Genomic DNA, 21978 nt, shown 5'->3' with positions numbered 1-21978 from the left:
GTGCTGCACCATTCGGATCGGGGCAGCCAGTACTGCAGCCACGATTACCAGCAACTGCTGCGTAACTATGGCATGACGGTGTCGATGAGTCGCAAGGGCAACTGCTGGGACAACGCGCCGATGGAGAGCTTCTTCAACAGCCTGAAGAACGAGCGGGTATTCCACCGGCGCTACGCGACGCGGGCGACAGCCAAGGCAGACCTCTTTGATTACATCGAGGTGTTTTACAATCGCAAGCGCCGGCATTCGTCGCTGAATTACGAATCACCGGCAACCCATTACGCAGCCTGGCTGGAGCGAGAAAAGCTGGCCGCATAACCGCTACCTTGGTAGCCGGAAAGTGCGGGTAACCTCAGTGGTCAACAAATTTCGGACAGTAAATTGAGTTGCTTTTCCTTGATCGCCGGTGGTGTGCCGCTGTTAGTTGAATGCGGGCGCTGCCAGTTGTAATACGCCATCAAGTACATTCCCACATCCCGATTGGCTTCCTCGAATGAACCGTAGCCCAGCTTGGGTATCCATTCCGTTTTCAGGCTGCGGAACAGCCGTTCCATCGGGGCGTTATCCCAGCAACAGCCGCGCCGGCTCATGCTCTGCGTGATCTGATAACGCCACAGGCGTTGCCGGAACACGCGACTACCATACTGGCAGCCCTGGTCACTGTGAAACAGCACGCCCTTGGGCTTGCCGCGCTGTTGCCATGCCTGATCCAGCGCCTTGCAGACCAAGTCGGCATCCGGCCGCTCCGACATGGCCCAGCCCACCACGCAGCGCGCATACAAATCCAGCACCACGGCCAGATAGGCCCAGCGAGCCCCAGTCCAGATGTAGGTGATGTCACCACACCAGACTTGATTCATGTGCTCCGGCTGGAATTGACGATCCAGCAGGTTGGGAATGTCGGGCCGCTCGGACTTCGGGACACGATAACGATGTTGCCCCGGTTGTTTGCTGGCCAGTCCGGCTTCACGCATCAGCTGCCGCACTTTGTAACGGCCTGCCTGATAGCCTTCGGCTGCCAGCATCCAGACCAGGCTGCGGCTGCCCGCAGACTGGCGGCTCAGCGTGAAGAGTTCACGAACTTTGGCGCGCAACGCGATCCGTTCGCCATCAATCACGGTGCGACGCTGGCGGTAGTGGTAATAAGCGGAGCGGCAAATGCCAAAGGTACTGCAGACCAGCTCTACGGGTTCATGCTCTCTTAACTGGTCTACCAGCGCGTACGATTGATCTCGTCGGCCATCAAGAGAGCGGTAGCCTTTTTTAGAATGGCTTTCTCCCGTTCCAGTCGGTCAATGCGCGCTTCCAGCTCCTGAATGCGCCGCTGCTCGGGCGTCAGTGCCTTGGCCTGGGGTGTGACCCCATTTTGTTCCTGCCGCAGCTGCTCGACCCAGCGGCGCATGATGGTTTCGCCGACATTGACGGCCTTGCAGGCCTGGGCGATAGAGTAGTTCTGCTGCACGACCAGAGCGGCAGCTTCAGCTTTGAATTCAGGGGTAAAGGTACGACGCATTCTGCTCATAAGACACCTTGTTGCTGGTGGTGAGGTTACCACCTTAGTTGGTGTCCGAAATCATTGAACCACAACAATCAGTCGCTAACACATGCGGATCGAACAATACTTCGGATTGCTCATAGAGGAATGAGCTCGCATCAAAAGGTGTATCTAGGGCACGGTAAAGGGTCTCTTTTGTAAATCGGCATGCAAAACTTTCCAAGTTTCCGGGGTAATCGGCATCCAATAGTTTCCACCCCGGGTTGTGCAACCATCCGGCTTTTTGCCGGAGAAACCTGGGGTGTTATCCATGGACCTCATCGCCGAAATCCGGCGTCGCCATCTCGTCAGTGGCGAGAGCATTACTTCCATTGCCCGTAGCCTGAAGCTTTCCCGTCCTACGGTCCGCAAACATCTGCGCACCACCTCATCACCCGCCTATCAGCGGCAACATCAGCCTGCTCCCAAGCTTACTGAGTCGTTCCAGCAGGTGCTCAGCACTTGGCTGACTGCCGAGCAGACCGTGCCCAAATCACAGCGCCGAACGGCGCAACGGTTGTTCGCGGGTTTGCAGGTCGAGGGGTATCTGGGCAGTTATGACTGCGTACGTCGCTTTGTTAAACGCTGGAAGGCTGGCAACACTCGCCCATCTGTGACGCAGGCCTTTGTTCCGCTGTGTTTTGCACCCGGCGAAGTTTGCCAGTTTGACTGGAGCCAGGAGCAGGTCGACATCGACGGCATCTCGCAGAAGGTCAAGGTGGCACACTTCCGCCTGGTGTATAGCCGACAGATGTTCGTGGTCGCCTATCCGCGCGAAACCCAGGAGATGTTGTTTGATGCACATAACCGGGCGTTTGCCTTCTTCGGCGGCGTACCGTAACGGATGGTCTACGACAATCTCAAGGCCGTTGTGCAAACCATCCTGACCGGCAAGGAACGCCAGTTCAATCCCCGCTTTATGGCACTGGCCAACCATTATCTGTTCGAGCCGGTGGCGTGCACGCCAGCGTCAGGCTGGGAGAAGGGGCAAGTGGGGAATCAGGTCGGCAACATCCGGGAATGGTTGTTCACGCCCAAGCCGCGCTTTACCAGTCTGGCCGAGCTCAACGACTGGCTGGCACTGCGTTGCCGGGAACTGGCCAGTCGGCAGCATCCTGCGGAGGATCGGCCGATTGCCGAGGTCTTTGCAGAAGAGCGAAGCACACTGCGCGCCATTGCTGCGCCCTTTGATGGCTACCTCGAAGAGATGTTGCGGGTATCCAGTACCTGCCTGGTACGCGTCGATTACAACCGCTACAGTGTGCCGGCCGAATTCGCGGGCAAAGCGGTTTCCGTGCGTCTGGCATCAGATCGGCTGCGCATTGTGCACGACATGCAAACCATCGCCGAACATCCCCGGCAGTTTGGCCGGAATCAACTGGTGTGCGATCCCTGGCACTATCTGCCAGTACTGGCGAAGAAGCCGGGGGCGTTGCGCCATGGTGTGCCGTTTATCGAATGGGATTTACCCATCCCGATTCGCCAGGTCAGAGACCGCTTGCTCGCGCAGCCCAAAGGCGACCGTGCCTTTGACGAGTTGCTGCAGCTGGCGCGGGAAGCGGGCCTGGAGCCACTGCAAGTGGCGTGCGAACTCAGTCTGGAAGCGGGTGTCGTGACCGGCGCCATCGTCATGAATGAACTGCGCCGTTTGCTGGCGCCACCGCAGCCTGCCGTCATCAGCTTGCCCCAGCAATTGCGGCTACGCAGTGAACCGCTGGCCGATTGTGCGCGGTATGACGTGCTGCGTGGAGGTGCTCATGTCCTGCATTGACCGTATCGCCCAGCTCAAATCGCTGCAGTTGTATGGGATGGCGGCGGCCTGGAGTGAGTTGCACGCTGAGAAGCCGCGACAGCCTCCGGCACCGGAAGCCTGGCTGGCGCGACTGATCGAAACCGAACAGCAAGACCGGCAAACCCGCAGCCTGCGTTACCAGCTCAAAGCAGCGAAATTCCCGATTCATCGTGATCTGGCGGCCTTTGACTGGGCAGAAACCCCGCTACCGCAAAGCCAGATTGAGCAACTGGTCAGCAGCAGCTTTATGGAAACCGCACACAACCTGATTCTGGTGGGGGGAACCGGCACCGGCAAAACCCATCTGGCCACGGCACTGGGCATTGCCGCGATTCACCGGAACAAGCGGATTCGCTTCTTCAACGCAGTTGATCTGGTCAACCAGCTGGAAAAGGAAAAACAGTTGGGCAATGCAGGCAATTTGGCCAAGCAACTGGTGCAAATGGACGCAGTGATTCTCGATGAACTGGGCTACTTGCCGTTTCCAGCCTCAGGTGGCGCGCTGCTGTTTCATCTGATTAGTCAGCTGTATGAGAAAACCAGCCCCTGATTTCACGACCAACCTGTCCTTTGGCGAGTGGGTCACCGTGTTCGGCGACGCCAAGATGACGACGGCCTTGCTGGATCGACTGACGCATCACTGCGAAATTCTGGAAACGGGTAACGACTCGTTCCGGTTCAAACAGCGGAGAAATCAGGCGAAAACTGGCTGATCAAGTGGAAACTCTTGGATGCCGAACGGTGGAAAATATTGGATGCTGATTGACAAACAAGGCTGCGCCGTTTCGGATTCGTACGGTACTAAGCGACAACGGCAGCGAGTTCACGGATCGGCTGTTCAACAAGCAAAAGCAGGCCAGTGGCGAACATGAGTTCGACCGGCTGTGTGCCGCACTGGGCATCGAACATCGCCTGACGAAACCACGCCATCCGCAAACTAATGGGATGGTGGAGCGCTTCAATGGCCGGATCAGCGAGGTGCTGGCCACGCACCGCTTCGACTCGGCAGAGGATCTGGCGCAGACGCTGACGCGTTATGTCTGGCTCTATAACCAGCATTTGCCGCAGCGGGCGCTACAGCCCCCCCCCTTCAAGCGATGAAGCAGTGGCAGCAACAAAGGCCTGAGTTATTCAAAAAGCGTGTAATCAATCGAGCGGGACTGGACAGGTAGCCGTATTACGACGCAATTCACGACTAAGTGAACTGGGCGCGCGATGGGTCACGCGGGCAATCTGCCTCAGGCTATGACCTTGAGCGAACATCTGCATGATGCAAGCCCCCTCTTCAGGGCTGAGATGGTGGTAGAGAGAAGCCATGGCGACACCTTATCAGGGTGTTGCACTTGGACCTTGAGACCGCCCACAATAAAAAACCGGGCAAGGGCCCGGATTTTTATTGGCTGCAAATGCGAGTAGAAACTCAGGACACAATGTCCAGCCCGTACAGCAGCGAAAAAATCATCAGCAGCACATAGGCACCACTTATGGCAATCAGCACGCGGCTGGCAGTTTTCGGATTCTTGAAAAAGGTGTCGGCAAACGAATTTGCCACAAACAGGGCGCCCAGGCAGATCAGCCAGCCATAGGACAGAAACCACTCGATCAGATCTTTCATTTTCCGGATATCCAGGAGAGCGTAGGCGGCTCGCAGACCGCTCATATTTTACTACTATGCCTTAGCGCGCATGGTTTTAGCATTTTAGTGCCGGTTTGACCAGCTTGCTTGCGACACCGGAACAACACCTTGCTGCCGCGAAGGCTTGTTCAGCATAGTGCGCCGCAGCAAACTTGCCGCAAGGAATTCACGCAGCAGCTGCCCAAAGTGCGTCGCCGCAAGAGGCATGATTACAGCCATGCCGCCCCGCGCGAGGGCGGTGACAAACGTGACGTCTGGCGTTATATTTTCGTTTTCGTGCCGCAATAGCTCAGTCGGTAGAGCAACTGATTCGTAATCAGTAGGTCGGGTGTTCGATTCACCTTTGCGGCACCATAAGAATCAAGGGGTTAGCGTTCTCCCTGGACCCTTTTTCTTTTGGCACCGTAGCGAAAACGTAGTGTGATTTACTACGCTTTTGCGCCACTGCTTTCGATCCGTGCCGCTGCAGCGGACAAATGCTCCGTTGCAAACTTGGCATAGCGATCCACCATGGAACGTGATTTCCAGCCCCCAAGGTCTTTCAGCTCGTCGCAGGATGTCCCTGACTGACGATGCCAAGAGGCCCATGTGTGCCGCAAATCGTGAAAGCGGAAATCTGTAATCCCCGCCCGTTCCAGTGCTTTCAGCCAAGCCGTATTGCTCAGCTGCCAGCGGATCGGTTCACCTTTGAAGGTAAAGCAGAACCGGTCATGTTTGCCGATCTGCTCCTTCAGCACTGCTACTGCATCGCGATTGAGCGGAACGCCTCGCGGCGTGCCGTTTTTGGTCTGATCCAGCCAAGCGGTTTGCCTGTCCAGATCGACGCGCTCCCATTCCAGTCCGGTAATTTCCTTGGCGCGACACCCTGTTGCCAGAGCAAAACGCACCACAGCGGCCAGATGCGGCGGACACTGTGCAATCAACTGGCGGGCTTCCTCACGGGTTAGCCAGCGGTCTCTTGCCACTTCGCCGGCAAGCAGGCGGATTTTCGGGAAATTTCCGGCTTTGTTGCATAAATCCGTTGGAGGTTGAGTAACCCCAAACCCCAGACGCACCTACCCCACGAGTACCGTTTCTGGTATGCCAAGTTGGGTGAAGCGGTTTAACAGTGCCGCACGAATTTGCAGTTCAGCGAACTGACGGTCAAAGTCTCGCGACATCACCCGCTCTCCAAGCAGTTTCAGGCAGCGCATTTTGGTTTCCACCAAACTACGTCGGTGGTAGCCGCTCCACTTTTTCCAGATCGTCTGACCCAACCGATTCGTCGCTCGCAAGACTTCATTTCGGGCCTGTGCACCGGCGGTGTTTTCTTGCCAAGGCTTGCCATTTTTCCGTACAGGGATGATTGCCTCGGCATTGCGGGCAACAATCGCGGAGTAGCAGCCCTTGGTGTCATAAGCACCATCACCGCTCACAAACGCCAGCGGCTGATCCGCTGGAATCTGGGCCAGCAGTTCCGGCAGCATCGGCGCATCACCCACACTGTTTGAGGTGACTTCGATGGCACGAATTTCCAGTGTTTCTGCATCAATACCGAGATGGACCTTGCGCCACTGCCGGCGATATTCGGTACCATGTTTCTTGGTTTTCCACTCGCCTTCACCCAGCATCTTGATGCCGGTGCTATCGACCAACAGATGCAGGCCAGATGTCTTACTGCGATAAGGAATCTTGACCTGCAGGGTTTTCTGTCGACGCGACAAGGTGCTGTAGTCGGGCACAGGCCAGTTCAGGCCTGCCAGCTTGAGTAGGCTGCCAACCATTCCGGTCGTCTTCCGCAGAGCCAGATTGAAGAGGTTTTGATCATCAGGCAGAACTGGACGGCGGCATCAGTGAACCGCTCCGCACGACCCCGTTTGCCGGTCGGAGCGGCAAACCATTCCATGTTTTTATCCAGCCAAATCATCAGCGAATCTCGCTGGCATAAGGCTTGATTGTAGGTATTCCAGTTGGTTGTGCGGTACTTGGGCGAGGCTGGCTTACTCATGCGGGACGGCGGCGCAACGGCAAAGGGGCTAGTTCAAGCAGGAAGCGTGCCGATTTGTGCAACAAAACCACTTTCATGGGTAATTTTCGCAAAGCACCTTTTCTGTACTCTCGACTCGACTGTGCTCTCGGCGATCATTCATTGGGGAGTTTTCAAAACCGCAAGCCCATCACCCTAGCCGCCCCCTGAGCGAGCCTTGCCGTTTTACCTCATACACCAGACGCACACGCTTTTAATGGCCTCCAAATATTGATGGCGCTAGCCTGAACCCCTCTTTGGGTTGTCCTTTTTATGGTGGGTATTTACTCACACCCCTTTCATTCAAAGCGCTTCGTAACAATACCTATCACCCCATAATTCTGGCAGCACGGCCATCGACGAGGCGCTCGCTCGCCTGCGCGAAGTAGAACCACTCGTTGCCCGGCACTGCGATCGGGCTGGGGAAAACGATATAGCCATCACTCGGTGCGGTCAGCGCCGTGCCGTTGGCACGGTGGCCGATCACGTCGCCAGCCTTGAAGTGATCGAAGCTCGCCCATTCACGCACGAAGCGGTCGCCTTCGTCCATGCGGTCGATTACCTGGCTGAGTTTCAGCAGCTCGAATTCGGCCTGCACCGTCGGCGCCGGTGCATCAATCAGGCCCAGGTGCGCCAGCGTATTGCGGATGGCGCGATAGGCGACTTCCGGTGCTTCCGGATCATTGTGCTGGCCGCATTCCAGCGTCAGCGCATAGCCGCCGTGCTTGCGGGTGTATTCGGTGGTGCCCACGCCATAGCTCGGGTCGGTGCTGAGCATCTGCGCGCGCAGGCTGGCGCTGGCGTGCGCGAGACGATATTTCACGCCTTCGGCGTAGGTATCGAGCCAGCCTTCGACAATGCGCGTGGGGCCGAGGCGCAGCGCCAGCGCTTCTTCTTCCGCCGCGCGGGCGAAGGGCAGCAGTTCGCCAGTGTTGTTCTGCGGCCCGAGCATGATGAAGGGCTGACCCGGCGGGTTGGTAGTGGAGTGCAGATCAAGCAGTACATCCTGATCGGCCAGAATCGGGCACAGCACATTGGCGATGTGGTCTTCGAAATCCTGCGGGATATTCGTTGGCGCGAGATTGCGGTTCAGATTGCGGTCACCATTGCGCTGCACTTTCGCGTGCGCCAGCGGGTTCGTCACCGGGATCAGAGTGAGACGCCCGCGCAGGATGGTCAGCTCTCCAGCATCCAGCTCAGCCATCAGGCGTTCGATCGCCAGCGTGCCGCAGATTTCGTTGCCGTGCACCGCGCCGAGAATGATCACGCGCGGGCCGGGCTCGAAGCCGGCATAAACATGGGATTTCAGCATGTGCGCGCGATGCGCGGGAGTGGCGGTCGTCATGGCGGGATACCGGCGGGTTGTTGCAGACAAGGCCGCCATTATCGGCGCAATCGCGCAGACTGCCTACTGTGTAACGGATTACAGGCCATGCTGGCGTGCAGGTGTTAGGCTGGAGCCATTCTGTAAATCCGTACGCTGCAAAACCATGATGTTTGCTCCTGTTGGCGTGCTTGGCATCGCGCTACTCGCGTTTTTACTCCCGCTGCTGATGCTGCCGCTGTCCTGCTTCATGTTTCTCGCTTTTCAGGGGAACTGGAAGTTTGCGCAGTGGCTGCGCTCGCACAAACTCGTGTTCTGGCTGCTGATCGCCCTGCAGGTGCTCAGCTATGCATTCACCGTACTGGTGATTGCTTCTTTCAAACAGTCTGCCCGCGAAGGCGACATCGAGCGTGCACAGGCAGAAATCCGCCGCCATCCGGTACTGACGCAGGCCAGTATGGTGCGCAGCATTCTGGCACCTGCGGGAAGCAAAATCGATCTGGGCTACAGCGAGGACTGGAACGAGGCCAGCAGCGCGGAATTTGCTAGCCCGGTGAGCTGGCAAGGACTGCAACTGAAGCACATTGACTGGCGCTACGGCAGGCTGAGCCTCGCCGCCCCCGGGCAGGTGGATGGCTGGCACTGTGCCGCCGGTGAAGTGCTGGCAACACACAGCCTGTCGGACATGCCGCTGCGTCTGGCGTACTGCACACTGGCCAGCCCCACCGTTTTGCCGGACATCACTCTGCCAGCCGGAACCAAGGTGCAACGCGATATCTACGTACCCCAGAACAGCTGCATGGCGCGCTGGACGGCAGCGGCAAATCGCGCCCTCGAAACCGGCAGCAAAGCTCCTGCGCCAGCGGATTGTGCCGACTCGAAAGATGAAGGGGTCGTCGCGGCATGGCTGCTGCACATTCCAGCCACCGCGACACCGATCCGGTGGAAAAATCAGCACTGGCACTCACTGACTCTGCAAGTGGACATCCAGACCCGCAAACTGCTGGGCCATGGGGGCGAACTCGCTCAGCCTCCTGCCAAGGCCGCTTCAGCTCCCTGAGGTGCAAAATTGTCAGCATCGGCAAGGGCGTGCTGCTAGAAAGGAAAAACGCGGTGCGATGCAGCCTGTCGCCCTGTGCCTGCCCTTTTCAGTCAGGAGTCCATCATGCCCATTGCATCCAGCCAGCGCGGCCAGGTCAGCATTCTGTCCCGCGTCGATTTTCTCCGCATGGCCTCGCGCGAATTGCCGCAGGCCTTTCTTTTTCTGGTCTACGACCAGTCCGACGAGCGCACGACCAAGGCACGCTCGATGCTGATCGACTACCTCAGCGATGCCGGCATGGTGACCGAATCGCAGGCCATCGAAATGCACAAATCGATCCTGATGTATGAAAAACCGGCCGATGCCGTGCGCGCCTGGCAGCAGATCAGCGATCACAGCAGCGCACTCGGCGTCCATGTGTTCTGGCGTGGCATGCAGGACGAAGCGCTGCACCACGACCTGCAGCAGTCGCGCCCGAAGGAAAGTAGCCCGCTGATCCGGCATTGAGCCGGCTGGGCCCGCGCAGATAATGACGCTGAATCAGGGAAAACCCTGATGATTACCCTGATTGTCCGGCTGACGGGCAGCTGCGATGATGTCCGGCCCTGTCTGCCGAACGTTCGTCGATGCTTCCTGCCCGTGGCCTGGCCCTTTCCGTTACTGCCTCCGTCGTCTTCGCGGCACTTGGCGCGTACAGCGCCTGGCTGGCGCCGCTCAACGGCGAGCAGGTATTCGCCTGGCGGATTGTGTGGACCATTCCGGCGATGGTGCTACTGCTGTCGCTGCTGCGCGCCTGGCCGCTGTTCGGGCAGACACTGGCGCGGCTGAAGCGTGAGCCGCTGCTGTGGCTGGCGCTGCTGGCCAATGCCTTTCTGCTTGGCATCCAGCAATGGCTCTTCATGTGGGCGCCGCTGGTAGGGCGGCTGCTGGAGGTAACGCTAGGCTATTTCCTGCTGCCGCTGGTGATGGTGGTGATCGGTCGCGTGTTCTACGGCGAACGCCTCGCCCCCCTGCAGTGGCTGGCCGTCGGAATTGCCAGCCTGGGCGTACTGCACGAATTCTGGCGGCATCAGGCCTTTTCATGGGTCACGCTGCTCACGGCGCTGGGCTATCCGCCCTATCTGATGATTCGCCGCGCGGTGAAGCTCGAACCCGTCGGCGGCTTCCTGCTGGAAATCCTCTTCATCCTGCCCTGGGCCATCTGGGCGCTGTCGAACAGCACGGTGGTGCAGGATTTCAGCCTGCGCCCGGCGCTGTGGCTGCTGCTGCCGGGGCTGGGTATCCTCACGGCGATTGCCTTTGCCAGCTATCTGGCCTCCAGCCGCCTGCTGCCGCTGGGCGTGCTGGGCATTCTCGGCTATCTGGAACCCGCGCTGCTGTTCGTGCTGTCGATCTGGCTGCTGGGCGAAGCCTTCACGCCGGGTGACCTGGGCACCTACATCCCGATCTGGCTGGCGGTACTGCTGACCTGCCTGCACAGCGGCATGACGCTGCATCGCCAGCGGCGCAATAATACATAGATATGTATTAATTCTAAGCCCTTTTAAATAAAGGGATTCATACGTACACCCACAATATCAGGTCGCTTCTCAGCAATACCTGTTCGAAGTGAGCCCTGGATATCGGCTTTCGCCGGCATGACGGGTTGCAGAGCTGGCTACCTCATCAGCATCTTGAATCACAGCTGGGATTCGATCGGCAGAAACTGCAGCAGGCGTACCCACAGGCGCTGGCGGAAGGTGGTGTTGGGTTCTTTCTTCCAGTTGCGCACGCCGCTGACGTCCCGCCACAAGAGCCCTGTCTTGCGCCGGCTGAGTGCATAACTTTCGCGGCTGATCGTCGCCTCGAAGCGCTCGCCCAGCAAGGCCGCCAGCGCGGGGTTATCGAACAGCACGCCGATTTCGGTATTGATCTCTACCGAACGCGGGTCGAGATTGAGCGAGCCGACAAACACGAAGCGGCGATCCAGCAGAAAGGTTTTGGCATGCAGACTGGAACGCGAGCGGCCCAGCCATTTCTTGCGCTCGATGTGCTGGCTGGGGTCGGGACGCAACTCGAACAATTGCACGCCGGCCTGCAGCAGCATCCAGCGGTAGCGCGCATAGCCGGCGTGCACGGCGGTGACGTCGGTGGCAGCGAGCGAATTGGTGAGAATGCGGATCTGCACGCCGCTGCGCGCACGCTCCCGCAGCCACAGCATGCCCTTGAGGCCGGGTACGAAATACGGCGACATGATGTCGAGATGATGCCTTGAGTCGGCCATCAGCGGGCTGAGCTGCTGCGTCAGCGTCACAGCCTGCGGCTTGTCCAGCGTCTTGTCCGGATGGTCGTACAGCAGCTGCGCAACGCCCCAGTAGAAATGGAGTGCAGCCTGCTGGCTGGGCGCGGCATCGAGCCGGCGGCTGACCGAGGCCAGATAATCCGCGCCGTATTCGCCCTCCAGCCGCCGCAGGATCTGCGCGCGCAGGTCTTCCAGTGCATCGGGCGGCAGACGGCGCTGGTAGAAGGCATCGACGGGCAGCGACAGCTTGTGCTGCCAGTACAGCTCGAACGATGCCGCCACCTCGGGCACGACTTCGCCAATGCACAGCACGTCGAGATCATGGAAATCGACATGGCGGTTGGCACCGAAATATTCATCGCCGATATTGCGCCCGCCGAGGATGGTCGCCACGCCATCGGCGGTCAGCGATTTGTTGTGCATGCGGCGGTTCAGCCGGAAGGCGCCCAGCAGCAGCCCAAACCAGCGCAAGCGACGCCAGGCCACCGGGTTGTAGAGACGTACATCGATATTGGGGTGGCTGTCGAGTGCGCGCAGCAGCAGATCATCCGGCTTCGAGCCGAGATCATCGATCAGCAGCCGCACCTGCACGCCACGGTCGGCAGCCTGCAGGCAGAAAAGGGTCAGCAGGCTGCCGGTAAGGTCGTTGTTCCAGATGTAATACTGCAGATCGAGCGTGTTTTCCGCACCGTGAATCAGGCCCAGGCGCGCCAGCAGTGCATCTTCCCCATCCATCAGCGGCGACAGCCCGCTCTGCCCCGGACAGGCGCTGCAGCGCGCCCGCATCAGCTCGACGAGCGAGCTGGGCCGCAGCTCATCGGGCTCGTCTGCCTCCAGCGGGCGCCTGGGTAGGCGGCCGCAGGCTTTCAGCAGGGCATGACGCAGGGTCTCGGAAATCCTCGGGCGCATGGTGATCGCTAGTGACGTATCGTTGGGGGCTGATCAGTACCCGCCGAGTCTAGCAGAGCATCCACTCCTGCCCGCCAGCCACACCGCGAGTTCGGTAGAATCTGCAGCACTTTTCCGACGCTCCCGAAGGTTTTGCCATGACCGTCACGATTTATCACAACCCGCGCTGCAGCAAATCACGCGAAACGCTGGCGCTGCTGCAGGAACGCGGCCTGCAGGCAGAAGTGGTCAATATCTGAAAAATCCGCCCGCAGCAAGCGAGCTGGCCGAGCTGGTGCGGCTGCTTGGCATCACCCCGCGCGAACTGCTGCGCACCAAGGAAGCCGAATACACCGAGCTGAATCTTGCCAATCCAGCGCTGGATGACGCAGCGATTCTGGCCGCCATGCACGCCCACCCGCGCCTGATCGAGCGACCGATTGTCGTCGTCGATGGTCAGAAGGCCGCCATCGGCCGTCCGCCGGAGGCCGTGCTCGCCATTCTGCCGGCGTGATGCTGGTTCTGCTGATGCTTTGTTTGCGTGCCCGCTGGAGCACTTTTTGCGCCGAATCAAGGCGTTGCGAGCGCCGCATAGCCGGTTATGTCAGCGAAGCAACAACGCAGAGTCGGCGCAAAAAGCGCCCAGCCCTCCGGGTTTGGCTGTGTTTGGCCTGATACTGCGTTGCAAAGCCCTTGCATAGAATGACTATGCATCGGGCTTCACGCCTTGTTTCAGGCCAAACACAGTACAAACGGACATCGCAAACAAAGCATCAGCAGAACCTCACTTGCCGGCAAGGCTGATGCAAGGCAAGATCGATCTTTGCCCGATTCTTTCGCCCCATGCGTCCCCTGTTTATCGCCCTGCTGCTGGCGCTGCTGACCGCCTGCAGCAAAACCGACCCTACCCCGCCGGCCAGCGCCAGCCCCGCCACGACGGCCAGTGCCGCGGCCGCCAGCGCTCCGGCCATCCGTCACCTGAAACAGGCCGAGCTGCCCGCCGGCGTCGAGCTGCGCGGCAAACTGGTTGATGCCTTGCGCTGGCAGGATGCCAACGGTGACAACCTGCTGTTGCTCAGTGAATGGAGTGAAGAAGGCAAGGTCACCGAGGAAGCGCCAGACGGCAGCCGCTCGGCCTACCTCGCCGCCGCGCATTACCAGCTCGGGGGCAGCAAGCCACAGCGGCTGTGGCTGCTGAATGACAGCGTAAAAGATTGCGGTTTTGACGTGGCGGCGGCCTTTGATCTGTCAGCCACCCGCGTCGTCGATGCCGATGCCGATGGCCGTACGGAAACCCTGCTGGGCTACAGCATGACCTGTACCAGCGATGTCAGCCCCTACACTTACAAGCTGATTGTGCATGCGGGCAAGCAGAAATACGCACTGCGCGGACTGGATCGCTACGGCGTGATCTTCCGCGATGAAGAAAACGGCGATTATGTCGGCCCGCCGCTGCTCAAGGACTGCAATGCCGCCGCGCAAACGGCCGCCCGCCAGCAACTGAAAGACAGCATGTGGAGCGAGATCGATGGCCCGCTGCCCGGCTGCTATGAAAGCGACGCCGATTTTGCACAGGCACCTGCCGCCACCAAACAATACGCGCTGCAGCACTGGCATTCGCTGATGCAGAAGAGTGACTCCCGCTGGCGCGCCAGCCTGACCCCGCTGGGAAAACGATAAGATGCGTACACTTTCCTTGCTCGCCGCCCTGCTGGGCAGCTCCGTCCTCCTCCCCGCGCACGCCGCTGTCGTCTGCCACGCACAGAATCTGGCCGAGGCCGCGCAATGCAATGCCAAACACGCCAAGGCCAAACGCAACTGGCAGGAGCAGATGGAAGGCCGCGACCTGCCGCGCGAAGCCGGCCAGCCGCTCGACATGGCGTTGCCTCCGCCCGTCGAAGTCTTCACCCAGTTGCTTGGCACGCCGCCCGCCTATGTGAATTTCGATGGTCCCGACTATGCGGAAAGCCGCGTCGCCCTCTTTGCGCTCGACAAGCCCGACCGTTTTGCCCTGGTGCTGCCCTACTCGATCGGGCTGCGTGAAAAAGACGCGCAAGGGCTCCTGCCCTATATCACCTTCCTGCCCGAGACACCGCAGATGCTGGTGTTCATCATTGCACTGCCCGATGGCCGCTGGCCGGAGCAAGGCAAGCCGCAGGTGCTCGCCTATACCTCCAGCCCCAGCGACACCGGCTGCGCGCTGGGTGGCCTGCCGGCCACCGGCGGCAACCCCATGCCGGAGCGCCTGACCGTCCAGCGCTTTGCCGCCTTGCCCGACCGCGTCTTTCTGAATCTGGAAACCGGCTGGATGGAAGGCTATGCCGGTGGTGGCGGCCGCTTTGTCGAGCAACGCCTGATCGAGCTGGACAAACCCGCGCTGCTGAGCGAGCCGATCCGCTACCGCGAGCCGCAATACACGGTCGGCGGCGAAACAGCGCTGTACGACCGCGCCTGCGCCCCGGCGTGGTACAGCCAGTCACTCGCCGGCAGCTGGAACAAGGACGGCACGCGCCAGCATCACGAGTATTACGGCGAATGGCGCTGGCAGATCGTCCCCAGTAAAAAGAAGGGCTGGTCACCCGAACTGCAACTGCTTGACCTCACCGCCAGCAGCCGCAAGAAAGCCGTCGTCGCGCGCTGGTCGACGTCCGGCCTCCGCGATCCCTTCGAGCTGATCGACAAGCGCCTTGAGCAGAACCCGATCAATGGTTTTGACTAAGCCCATGCAGCCCATCGACTGGTCCGCATGGAGTCGTGATGCAGTCAAGCAAATGCAGGCGCGCAATGCGCGCTGGCAGGAACACTGGCAACTCAAAGGCGCGGCTTACCAGTGGGATCTGGACACCGCCACACTCACCTTCACCACCCCGCAAGGGCAGGTCATGGCCGAGTTGTGCGTCGCTGGCACGCTGGTTGAGTATGACGAATTCCTCTGGGGCTGGGCCAATGACATGCTGCCTGCTGCGGCCACCAAATCTCTCAAGGCCGTGTTCGATTTCGGCGAAACCCATGATCTGTCGCTGCTGACCGACTTCATCATCCCCGGTGGCCACGCCCAGGCGCTGGAATGCCTCGCACTGGCCGCCCGCATTCTGGATGCCGAAGGCGTGTTCATCGATCAGTGCGAGGGAGTGAAGCTCTATTTCATCCTGCGCCATTTCCGGAGCATCTAATGAGTAAACGCAGCCTGTTTACACCGCTTCGCTTAGTGAAATACCTGGCCAGCGGACTTGCCCTGCTATGCATCGGCGTCCTGCTGGCCTTGCTGGTCTACAATTTTGCGATCTTTCAGCCCCACCGTCATGTCATCAGCGAGCTGCTTGCCAAAGCCACAGCTGAAGAACGCGCACTCCCACCTGCCATGCGCCACCTGCTCAAAACCAGCCTGTGCGGCAAGGAAAGCACCTACACGGCAAGACTAATATGGCGTTCCTGCAATCCGGATTGCGCGCCCGCAGGTAGTGTGATCGAACCATGGCTGTGGGAAAAACTGGTGCAGCTTCACCTTTCCGAAGACGAACAATATGGGCTGATTGCCTCGTCGTCCTACATGGGAAATGGCCGCTATGGGTTCAGCAATGAGGCCATGGCCCGATTCCAGCGCCCCCTGGCATCCCTGTCGGAAACGGAAATGGCTACGCTCGTCGCGCTGGTCCGGGCTCCCAGTGCGTATTCCAGCTCTGCCGAGCGCCTCAGCAAAGCGCGCGATACACTACTCAAGGCAAGCAAGGAGCAGCCATGAGCCAGAACCGCATCCTCCTCATCGAAGACGAACCCGCCATTGCCGACACGCTGCAATTCGCGCTGCAACGCGAAGGTTTCAGCGTGAACTGGCATGCGCTCGCGAAATCGGGCGAAGCGGCGCTGGCGGCGGAAGGCGCGGATTTGCTGCTGCTCGACGTCGGCCTGCCGGATGACAGCGGCTTCGAGGTGCTCAAGCGCCTGCGCCGGCACAACGAAACGCTGCCGGTGCTGCTGCTGACCGCGCGCGCCGAGGAATTCGACCGCATACTGGGGCTGGAGCTGGGCGCCGACGACTACGTCGTCAAACCCTTCAGCCCGCGCGAAGTCGCCGCCCGGGTAAAGGCCATCCTCAAGCGCAGCCGCCCGGCAAACCCGGACACCCATACGTCGATAAGCAATGAAAATAAATGGTTCCAGCAGGATACCTTAGGCAAACGCATCAGCTACGCCGGCCAGCCGCTGACACTCACGCCGTCCGAATACCGCTTGCTGAGCACGCTGCTGGCCCACCCGGGGCGCGTCTACAGCCGCGCGCAACTGCTCGACGCGCTGGGCGAAGCGGCGGAAGACAGCTTCGAGCGCACCATCGACAGCCACATCAAAAGCCTGCGCGCCAAGCTGCGCGCAATCACGCCGGACACCGACCCGATTGCCACGCATCGGGGGTTTGGTTATGCACTGGAAATGACTAAGTTTTAATCGTTTTTTTTGGGGGGGGGTACTTTGAAACAACCATTACCCGCCCCTATTGCCATCCATTACTATTCCCATTAAAGAAATGCGTAATTCGACATCAACATCTAAATTGTGAGGTCTAAGGTGGGTTCTTGGGTTCGTTGCAAGTGTGAATCTCTCGTTCATAAGAATTTGTTTTGCGGGGCAGGGATTTCGCTCATTGTTTCAGAAAACACAATCGATGGAAATTTCGAAAATATGAACACAGAAAATTTCATATCATCGTTAATTGAAAGCTCAAGCAAATTGCTGAAGTGTAGCAACTGTGGCAGGCTGATCCTGATCAATGAACAAGAAGATAAGCTTGAAGTTGAATTCTTTCTCAATGATAAGTAAATCTCACCAATTAATTACAATCGCAAAAACAAGCAAACCTTCAATTCAGCGCAGTAGGCACGAACAGCGCAGCATATTTTTATTGGAAATTGGTGCTTTTGGATTTCTGGAAAGTTGATGCGCTTCTCCCTACGAATCTTTCTCGGTTACTTCCTGCTGGTCGCCCTGCTGGCAGTGCTGCTGCTCAAGCTCGTCGGTGACGAGATCAAGCCGGCGGTGCGGCAATCCACGGAAGAAGTGCTGATCGACACCGCCAATCTGCTGGCGGAAGCCGTGCAGGCCGATTTTGTCGCCGGACAATTGAACGAGAGCCGCTTTGCCGCCGCGCTGCAGGCTTTTGCGGCGCGCGACCCGGAAGCCAATGTCTGGGGGGTAAAGCGCGATCGCACCTTCCTGCGCGTGACCATTACCGATGCGAAAGGGCTGGTGCTGCTCGATTCCTCCGGCCAGGATGTCGGTGCCGATTACAGCCAGTGGCGCGATGTGTATCGCACGCTGCGCGGCCAATACGGGGCGCGCAGCACCCGCGCCGATCCGAACGATGAATTGTCCACCGTGATGCACGTCGCCGCCCCCATCCGCGATGGCAACAAGATCGTCGGGGTGCTGACGGTGGCACGGCCGAACTGGGCGATGCAGCCCTACATCGAGCGCAGCGAAGGCAAGCTGTGGCGTGCCGGCGCACTGCTGCTGGCGGTCGGCCTGCTGCTGGGCGCGGGCTTCTCGTGGTGGCTGAGCCGTGGCATTACCAAACTGACCGATTTCGCCCATGACGTTGGCGCGGGCAAGCCGGTGGCGGTGCCGCACTTTGTCGCCAACCGTGAGCTGACGACGCTGGCGCAGGCGCTCGGGGAAATGCGCGAGAAGCTGGAAGGCAAGGCCTATGTGGAGAACTACGTGCACGCGCTGACGCACGAGCTGAAGTCGCCACTGGCCGGCATCCGCGCATCAGCCGAGCTGCTTGATGAGGATCTGGATGCAGACGATCACGCACGCTTTGTCGGGCATATCCGCGCGGAAACCGCACGGATGCAGCAGATTGTCGATTACCTGCTGCAGCTGGCCACGCTGGAGGCGCGGCGCAGCCTGCACGAACCGCAAGCCCTCGCTTTGGGGGAGCTGGTCGACGGTGTGCTGCTGGCACTGGCGCCGCAAAGCGGCCATTGCGTGATCGAGCACGCGCCGTGGCCGGATGATCAAGTAATGGGCGAGCGCTTCCTGCTGGAGCAGGCGATCCGCAATCTGCTGCAGAACGCGCTGGACTTCACGCCGGCCGGCGGCGATATCCGCATCGGCATTACCCGGCAGGGTAATGCCCTGCAGCTCACTATTTTCAATGAGGGCGAGTCAATACCTGACTATGCCTTGCCGCGGTTATTCGAGCGCTTTTATTCGCTGCCCCGCCCCGGCACCGGGCAGAAAAGCACCGGCCTGGGCCTGGCGCTGACGCGCGCCATTACCGAGCTGCACGGCGGCAGCGTGTGGCTTGCCAACAGTGAGGGCGGGGTCAGCGCCCACCTGCGTCTGCCCTTGTCAATCGCTTGATCAAACCAACGCGTTCCGTAACATTTCGGTTACAGGAGCCGTTTCCGGCCAAGACTTACAATAACGCCTGTCGTGAAGTGAAGCTGCTTTACGGACTTCTGCACTTGTTGCGCCAACACCGTCCGCACCGGAGACCCGCCATGAGAAGAATCCGTACCCTCGCCCGATCACGCCGCCGCTGGCTGCGCGTGGTTCGCCAGCACTGGCAGGCTCCTTCCGAAGCGCCCCCGGCAGAAACCCCGCCCAAGCCGCACTGAGCGTCTTCGCAGCCCGGGATCAGAGCGCCGGCTTGCGGCCCGCGCGGATGCGCTCCCACAGCGTGGCCCGCGCTGCAGCATCTTCGACGGGCTCAAGCCAGATCAGCCTGTCGCTCTCCGTCGTTGTGCCGAATTGCTGCACGGTATTGCCCAGCCCCTGCTCCTCGACCAGCTGCCGGCTCATTTCCCTGTCCAGCGTGAAGTTGATCCAGGCGTGCGCCAGCGACGGATTTTTCGCGCCACGCAGGATGGCCCAGCAATCCAGCCAGGCCAGCGCGCCTTCTGCCGGAATCACATAGCCGATGTCGGCGCCGGCCTTCTGCAGCAGGCTGACCTGCTGCTCGCCGTAATTGGCATAGATCAGCGCGACCTCCGATTCATTGAAGAGATCGACGACTTCTTCGGGGGTCTTGTAGAAGGCCAGCACGTTATTGCGCAGCTCGACCAGTTTGATTACAGCCCTCTGCATGTCCTGCTCGGAGAGATGGAACGGATCCTTGATGCCGAGCTGCATCGCGGCAATGGTGAAGTTGTGCGCGCTGCCGTCATAGGCGAGCACCTTGCCACGATAACGCGGGTTCCACAGCTCGGCCATCGTGGCAGGCGGGGTCGTCACCAGCTTACGGTTGTAGATGAGGCCCATTTCGCTGTGCGCGTAGGGCACGGCAAAGCGCTTGCCATTGCGGCTGAGCGCGGGAATGGCCTGATACGGAGCGAGCTGCTTTTTCAGATTGGGAATCTGCGCCGGCAGAACCGGCTGCAGCAGCTTCTTGTTGATCAGGCGCTGCAGCTCGGCCGTATTCACCGCAACGACATCATAGTTGCTGCCGTTATTGCGGCTGGCGCGCCGCCAGAGTTCGTCATCCGAGGTAACGTAGGACACCACGACATTCACGTCATGCTGTTTTTCAAACAGACGCACCTGCTCGCGCTCGGCATAGCCTGGCCAGGCCAGCACGCGCAGTACTTCCCTGGCACTGCCGGGCAGCGCCAGCAACAATCCCAGCAGTAGCATAATCAATCGCTTGCAGACCATTCCGTGTATTCCTTCGCAGCGGCATTCTGCCCGTTCTGGCCATGCCGTTGCCATTTCATGTTGCCGTGTCCGAATACTAGCCGCCTGCTTCCGGCACACCAAGCACGGCGGCCTGTTTTTTACGGCCTGAGCAGCCGGGAATGGTGCCTACGCCCGCTGCGGCAGCCCATGCCGCCAGTACCGGCATCTTCACACAATCTCCACACAAGCCGCATTTTCTCTCCATGCAGCCATCGCATCATGCCGTGGTCGGGGCTGCAGGCATGTGGCCCGCCAATTGGCTACAAGGAGAGAACAATGAAACTGGCCTGGAAAATACTCACTTGCCTGGCGCTGATCGCCGGAATGATGCTGGTGATCGGCATGGTGCGCTCGCTGCTGAACGAGAGGCAGGGGCGCGCGGAAGAGGTGCGGCAGGAAATCGCGCAGTTCAGCGCTGGCGAGCAGGTGCTCAACGGGCCCTTTCTGGTGATTCCGTATACCGAAACCGTATCCACGCTGCAGGAAACGCAGAATGACAAGGGCGTCACCAGCCGGCGCTGGGAAGAAAGCACCCATGAGCAGCAGCTGGTGCTGGAGCCGGAGCAGTTCTCCCTGGACGGCAAGCTGGAAGTCGAAACGCTGAAGCGCGGCATTTTCGAAGCGCCGGTTTACCGCAGCCAGCTACAGCTTGGCGGCCACTTTTTCATGCCGGCAGCGGACAGCATCGGCCGCAAGCCGGTATCCGAGAAGGAGAAAATCGTCGTCAAGCTGGGCGAACCCTATCTGGCGCTGGGCATGAGCGATGTGCGCGGCATCCAGCAGCTGGGCGGCAAGGCCAATGGAAATGCGGCGAAATTCGCCCCCGGCACGGAACTGAAAGCGCTGCCCAGCGGCGTGCATGCCCCGCTGGCCTGGTCGGGTGAGGGCGGCACGCTGCCCTTTGCGCTCGAGCTGAAACTCGCCGGCACGACACAGCTTTTGCTGCAGCCCGTCGGCAAGGAAAGCAGCGTGGCCCTGTCCGGCAACTGGCCGCACCCGAGCTTCTCGGGCAATTTTGCTCCGGTTTCGCGCAGCGTGAATGCGCAGGGCTTCAGTGCCAAATGGCAGACCAGCCAACTTGCCACCGGCGGCGCGCAACTCGCCACCGGCTGCAACGCGGCAGAGAACGATGGCAGCTGCAGTTCGCCGCCCGTTGCCCATCTCGGCCTGCGCCTGCTCGACCCGGTTGACCGCTATGTTCTGAACGAACGCACGCTGAAATATGCCGAGCTGTTCATCCTGCTGATGTTCGGTGCGGTCTTCCTGATGGAAGTCCTCAAGCGCGTGCAGGTGCATCCGGTGCAGTACGCGATGGTCGGCCTGTCGCTGGCGCTGTTCTTCCTGCTGACACTGTCGCTCTCTGAACACCTGGGCTTTGCGCTGGCCTACCTGCTGGCCGCTGCTGCCTCGGTGCTGCTGCTGGGCTATTACGTCAGCTACATGCTCGCCGGCTGGCGGCGCGGGCTGGGTTTTGCCGGCATTCTGGCCGCGCTGTACGGGCTGCTGTACGGCATCCTGCAGTCGGAAGACATGGCCCTGCTGATGGGCAGCCTGACGCTCTTCGGCCTGCTGGCGGCGGTGATGGTACTGACCCGCAAGCTCGACTGGCAGGCACTGGGCAACCGCACGGCACAGACCGCCAAGCCGGTGGCCAAAGTGATGCCACAACCGGAACCGGAACCGGCAGCCAGCTGAGCAGGCGCGCCGCACGGCACGGACTTGCCGTGCAGCACACATACCTAACACCCCATGCATCCACAGCCATTTCATACAAATGGCTGTGGATGCATACCTATCAGCAA

20 protein-coding genes, 1 tRNA gene and 5 pseudogenes are annotated in these 21978 nt (G+C 60.0%); 18 read left to right on the top strand and 8 right to left on the bottom strand.

The genetic code is table 11. The features are described from left to right. The coding region (locus tag H559_RS0112630; RefSeq protein ID WP_028451800.1) for an integrase core domain-containing protein at positions 1 to 318 on the top strand (318 nt) is incomplete at its 5' end. Positions 319 to 359: 41 nt separating this feature from the next. Here the strand turns inward: H559_RS0112630 and H559_RS0112625 are convergent. Continuing rightward, a protein-coding gene (locus tag H559_RS0112625; RefSeq protein ID WP_155845415.1) for an IS3 family transposase occupies positions 360 to 1522 on the bottom strand; the annotation gives its coding sequence in 2 pieces (ribosomal slippage) (positions 360 to 1267 and positions 1267 to 1522; 1164 coding nt in all). Positions 1523 to 1805: 283 nt separating this feature from the next. Between H559_RS0112625 and istA the strand changes: the two genes are divergently transcribed. The 4 genes and pseudogenes from istA to H559_RS20290 form a co-directional block, all read left to right on the top strand. Next, the gene (gene istA, locus H559_RS23410) at positions 1806 to 2375 is read left to right on the top strand and encodes an IS21 family transposase (RefSeq protein WP_373277359.1); all 570 of its coding nucleotides are present in this window, start codon (positions 1806 to 1808) and stop codon (positions 2373 to 2375) included. A 3-nt stretch (positions 2376 to 2378) separates the two neighbouring features. Next, complete coding sequence (locus H559_RS23405) at positions 2379 to 3305, top strand: Mu transposase domain-containing protein (RefSeq protein ID WP_373277358.1); 927 nt, start codon at positions 2379 to 2381, stop codon at positions 3303 to 3305. Then, positions 3292 to 4039 (top strand): annotated as a pseudogene (gene istB, locus H559_RS20295) (IS21-like element helper ATPase IstB). The gene H559_RS23405 and the pseudogene istB overlap by 14 nt, the downstream one beginning before the upstream one ends. A gap of 55 nt (positions 4040 to 4094) precedes the next feature. Continuing rightward, positions 4095 to 4498, top strand: a pseudogene (locus H559_RS20290) (integrase core domain-containing protein); the annotation flags it as partial. Here H559_RS20290 and H559_RS23400 read toward each other — a convergent pair. After that, positions 4494 to 4643: pseudogene (locus H559_RS23400) on the bottom strand (helix-turn-helix domain-containing protein); the annotation flags it as partial. The pseudogenes H559_RS20290 and H559_RS23400 overlap by 5 nt on opposite strands. Before the next feature lie 103 nt (positions 4644 to 4746). After that, a complete protein-coding gene (locus H559_RS0112600; protein ID WP_028452985.1) occupies positions 4747 to 4941 on the bottom strand; it encodes a hypothetical protein in 195 nt (64 codons plus the stop codon). Positions 4942 to 5240: 299 nt separating this feature from the next. On the opposite strand from H559_RS0112600, the gene H559_RS0112590 reads away from it, so the two are divergent. Further along, positions 5241 to 5316: transfer RNA gene (locus H559_RS0112590), tRNA-Thr, on the top strand. 74 nt (positions 5317 to 5390) lie between these two features. On the opposite strand, the gene H559_RS20285 is transcribed toward H559_RS0112590, so the two are convergent. From H559_RS20285 to H559_RS0112575, 3 genes and pseudogenes are all read right to left on the bottom strand, one after another. Next, positions 5391 to 6017, bottom strand: a complete 627-nt coding sequence (locus H559_RS20285) for a site-specific integrase (protein ID WP_155845414.1) — start codon at positions 6015 to 6017, stop codon at positions 5391 to 5393. Further along, positions 6018 to 6949 (bottom strand): annotated as a pseudogene (locus H559_RS20280) (IS5 family transposase). A 346-nt stretch (positions 6950 to 7295) separates the two neighbouring features. Beyond that, positions 7296 to 8312: a succinylglutamate desuccinylase/aspartoacylase family protein gene (locus H559_RS0112575; protein WP_051279425.1), complete on the bottom strand. Its 1017-nt coding sequence runs from the start codon at positions 8310 to 8312 to the stop codon at positions 7296 to 7298. Positions 8313 to 8457: 145 nt separating this feature from the next. On the opposite strand from H559_RS0112575, the gene H559_RS0112570 reads away from it, so the two are divergent. The 3 genes from H559_RS0112570 (at position 8458) to rarD (ending at position 10853) form a co-directional block, all read left to right on the top strand. Beyond that, a complete protein-coding gene (locus H559_RS0112570) occupies positions 8458 to 9351 on the top strand; it encodes a hypothetical protein (protein WP_034641236.1) in 894 nt (297 codons plus the stop codon). Between the two features lie 105 nt (positions 9352 to 9456). Next, entirely contained in the window at positions 9457 to 9840 is a 384-nt protein-coding gene (locus H559_RS0112565; RefSeq protein WP_028452981.1) for a hypothetical protein, read from the top strand. 119 nt (positions 9841 to 9959) lie between these two features. Continuing rightward, entirely contained in the window at positions 9960 to 10853 is an 894-nt protein-coding gene (gene rarD, locus H559_RS0112560; protein ID WP_034641233.1) for an EamA family transporter RarD, read from the top strand. Positions 10854 to 11011: 158 nt separating this feature from the next. Here the strand turns inward: rarD and H559_RS0112555 are convergent, their stop codons facing one another. Then, on the bottom strand, positions 11012 to 12523 hold the full coding sequence (locus H559_RS0112555; protein WP_034641230.1) for a phospholipase D family protein: 1512 nt from the start codon (positions 12521 to 12523) through the stop codon (positions 11012 to 11014). Positions 12524 to 12660: 137 nt separating this feature from the next. Between H559_RS0112555 and arsC the strand changes: the two are divergent. The 8 genes and pseudogenes from arsC to creC all read left to right on the top strand — a co-directional run bounded on the left by arsC (position 12661) and on the right by creC (position 18862). Next, positions 12661 to 13016: pseudogene (gene arsC, locus H559_RS20275) on the top strand (arsenate reductase (glutaredoxin)). Between the two features lie 329 nt (positions 13017 to 13345). Continuing rightward, positions 13346 to 14182, top strand: coding sequence for a M949_RS01915 family surface polysaccharide biosynthesis protein (locus H559_RS20270; RefSeq protein WP_051279423.1), 837 nt, complete (start codon positions 13346 to 13348; stop codon positions 14180 to 14182). Position 14183: 1 nt separating this feature from the next. Then, positions 14184 to 15221 carry a hypothetical protein gene (locus H559_RS0112540; RefSeq protein ID WP_028452978.1) on the top strand — a complete coding sequence of 346 codons (1038 nt, stop codon included), beginning with the start codon at positions 14184 to 14186 and terminating at the stop codon, positions 15219 to 15221. Beyond that, positions 15214 to 15675, top strand: a complete 462-nt coding sequence (locus tag H559_RS0112535; protein ID WP_155845413.1) for a DUF6882 domain-containing protein — start codon at positions 15214 to 15216, stop codon at positions 15673 to 15675. Before H559_RS0112540 ends, H559_RS0112535 begins: the two co-directional genes overlap by 8 nt. After that, positions 15675 to 16244 (top strand): transglycosylase domain-containing protein, encoded by a 570-nt coding sequence (locus tag H559_RS0112530; RefSeq protein WP_028452976.1) that lies wholly within the window; start codon positions 15675 to 15677, stop codon positions 16242 to 16244. Before H559_RS0112535 ends, H559_RS0112530 begins: the two co-directional genes overlap by 1 nt. After that, entirely contained in the window at positions 16241 to 16945 is a 705-nt protein-coding gene (gene creB / locus H559_RS0112525) for a two-component system response regulator CreB (RefSeq protein ID WP_028452975.1), read from the top strand. The genes H559_RS0112530 and creB overlap by 4 nt, the downstream gene beginning before the upstream one ends. Positions 16946 to 17053: 108 nt before the next feature. Continuing rightward, on the top strand, positions 17054 to 17317 hold the full coding sequence (locus H559_RS23500; protein WP_505635908.1) for a DUF8617 domain-containing protein: 264 nt from the start codon (positions 17054 to 17056) through the stop codon (positions 17315 to 17317). A gap of 117 nt (positions 17318 to 17434) precedes the next feature. Then, complete coding sequence (creC, locus tag H559_RS0112515; RefSeq protein ID WP_028452974.1) at positions 17435 to 18862, top strand: two-component system sensor histidine kinase CreC; 1428 nt, start codon at positions 17435 to 17437, stop codon at positions 18860 to 18862. 276 nt (positions 18863 to 19138) lie between these two features. Here creC and H559_RS0112510 read toward each other — a convergent pair whose 3' ends face one another. Next, a complete protein-coding gene (locus tag H559_RS0112510; RefSeq protein ID WP_245579373.1) occupies positions 19139 to 20134 on the bottom strand; it encodes an extracellular solute-binding protein in 996 nt (331 codons plus the stop codon). Between the two features lie 318 nt (positions 20135 to 20452). Between H559_RS0112510 and creD the strand changes: the two genes are divergently transcribed. Further along, positions 20453 to 21871 (top strand): cell envelope integrity protein CreD, encoded by a 1419-nt coding sequence (creD, locus tag H559_RS20265; RefSeq protein ID WP_051279419.1) that lies wholly within the window; start codon positions 20453 to 20455, stop codon positions 21869 to 21871. Positions 21872 to 21978: the final 107 nt, after the last annotated feature.

The organism is Chitinilyticum aquatile DSM 21506 (assembly GCF_000430805.1).
GTDB classification, from domain to species: Bacteria; Pseudomonadota; Gammaproteobacteria; order Burkholderiales; family Chitinibacteraceae; genus Chitinilyticum; species Chitinilyticum aquatile.
This window is presented reverse-complemented; position numbering and strand designations above follow the sequence as displayed.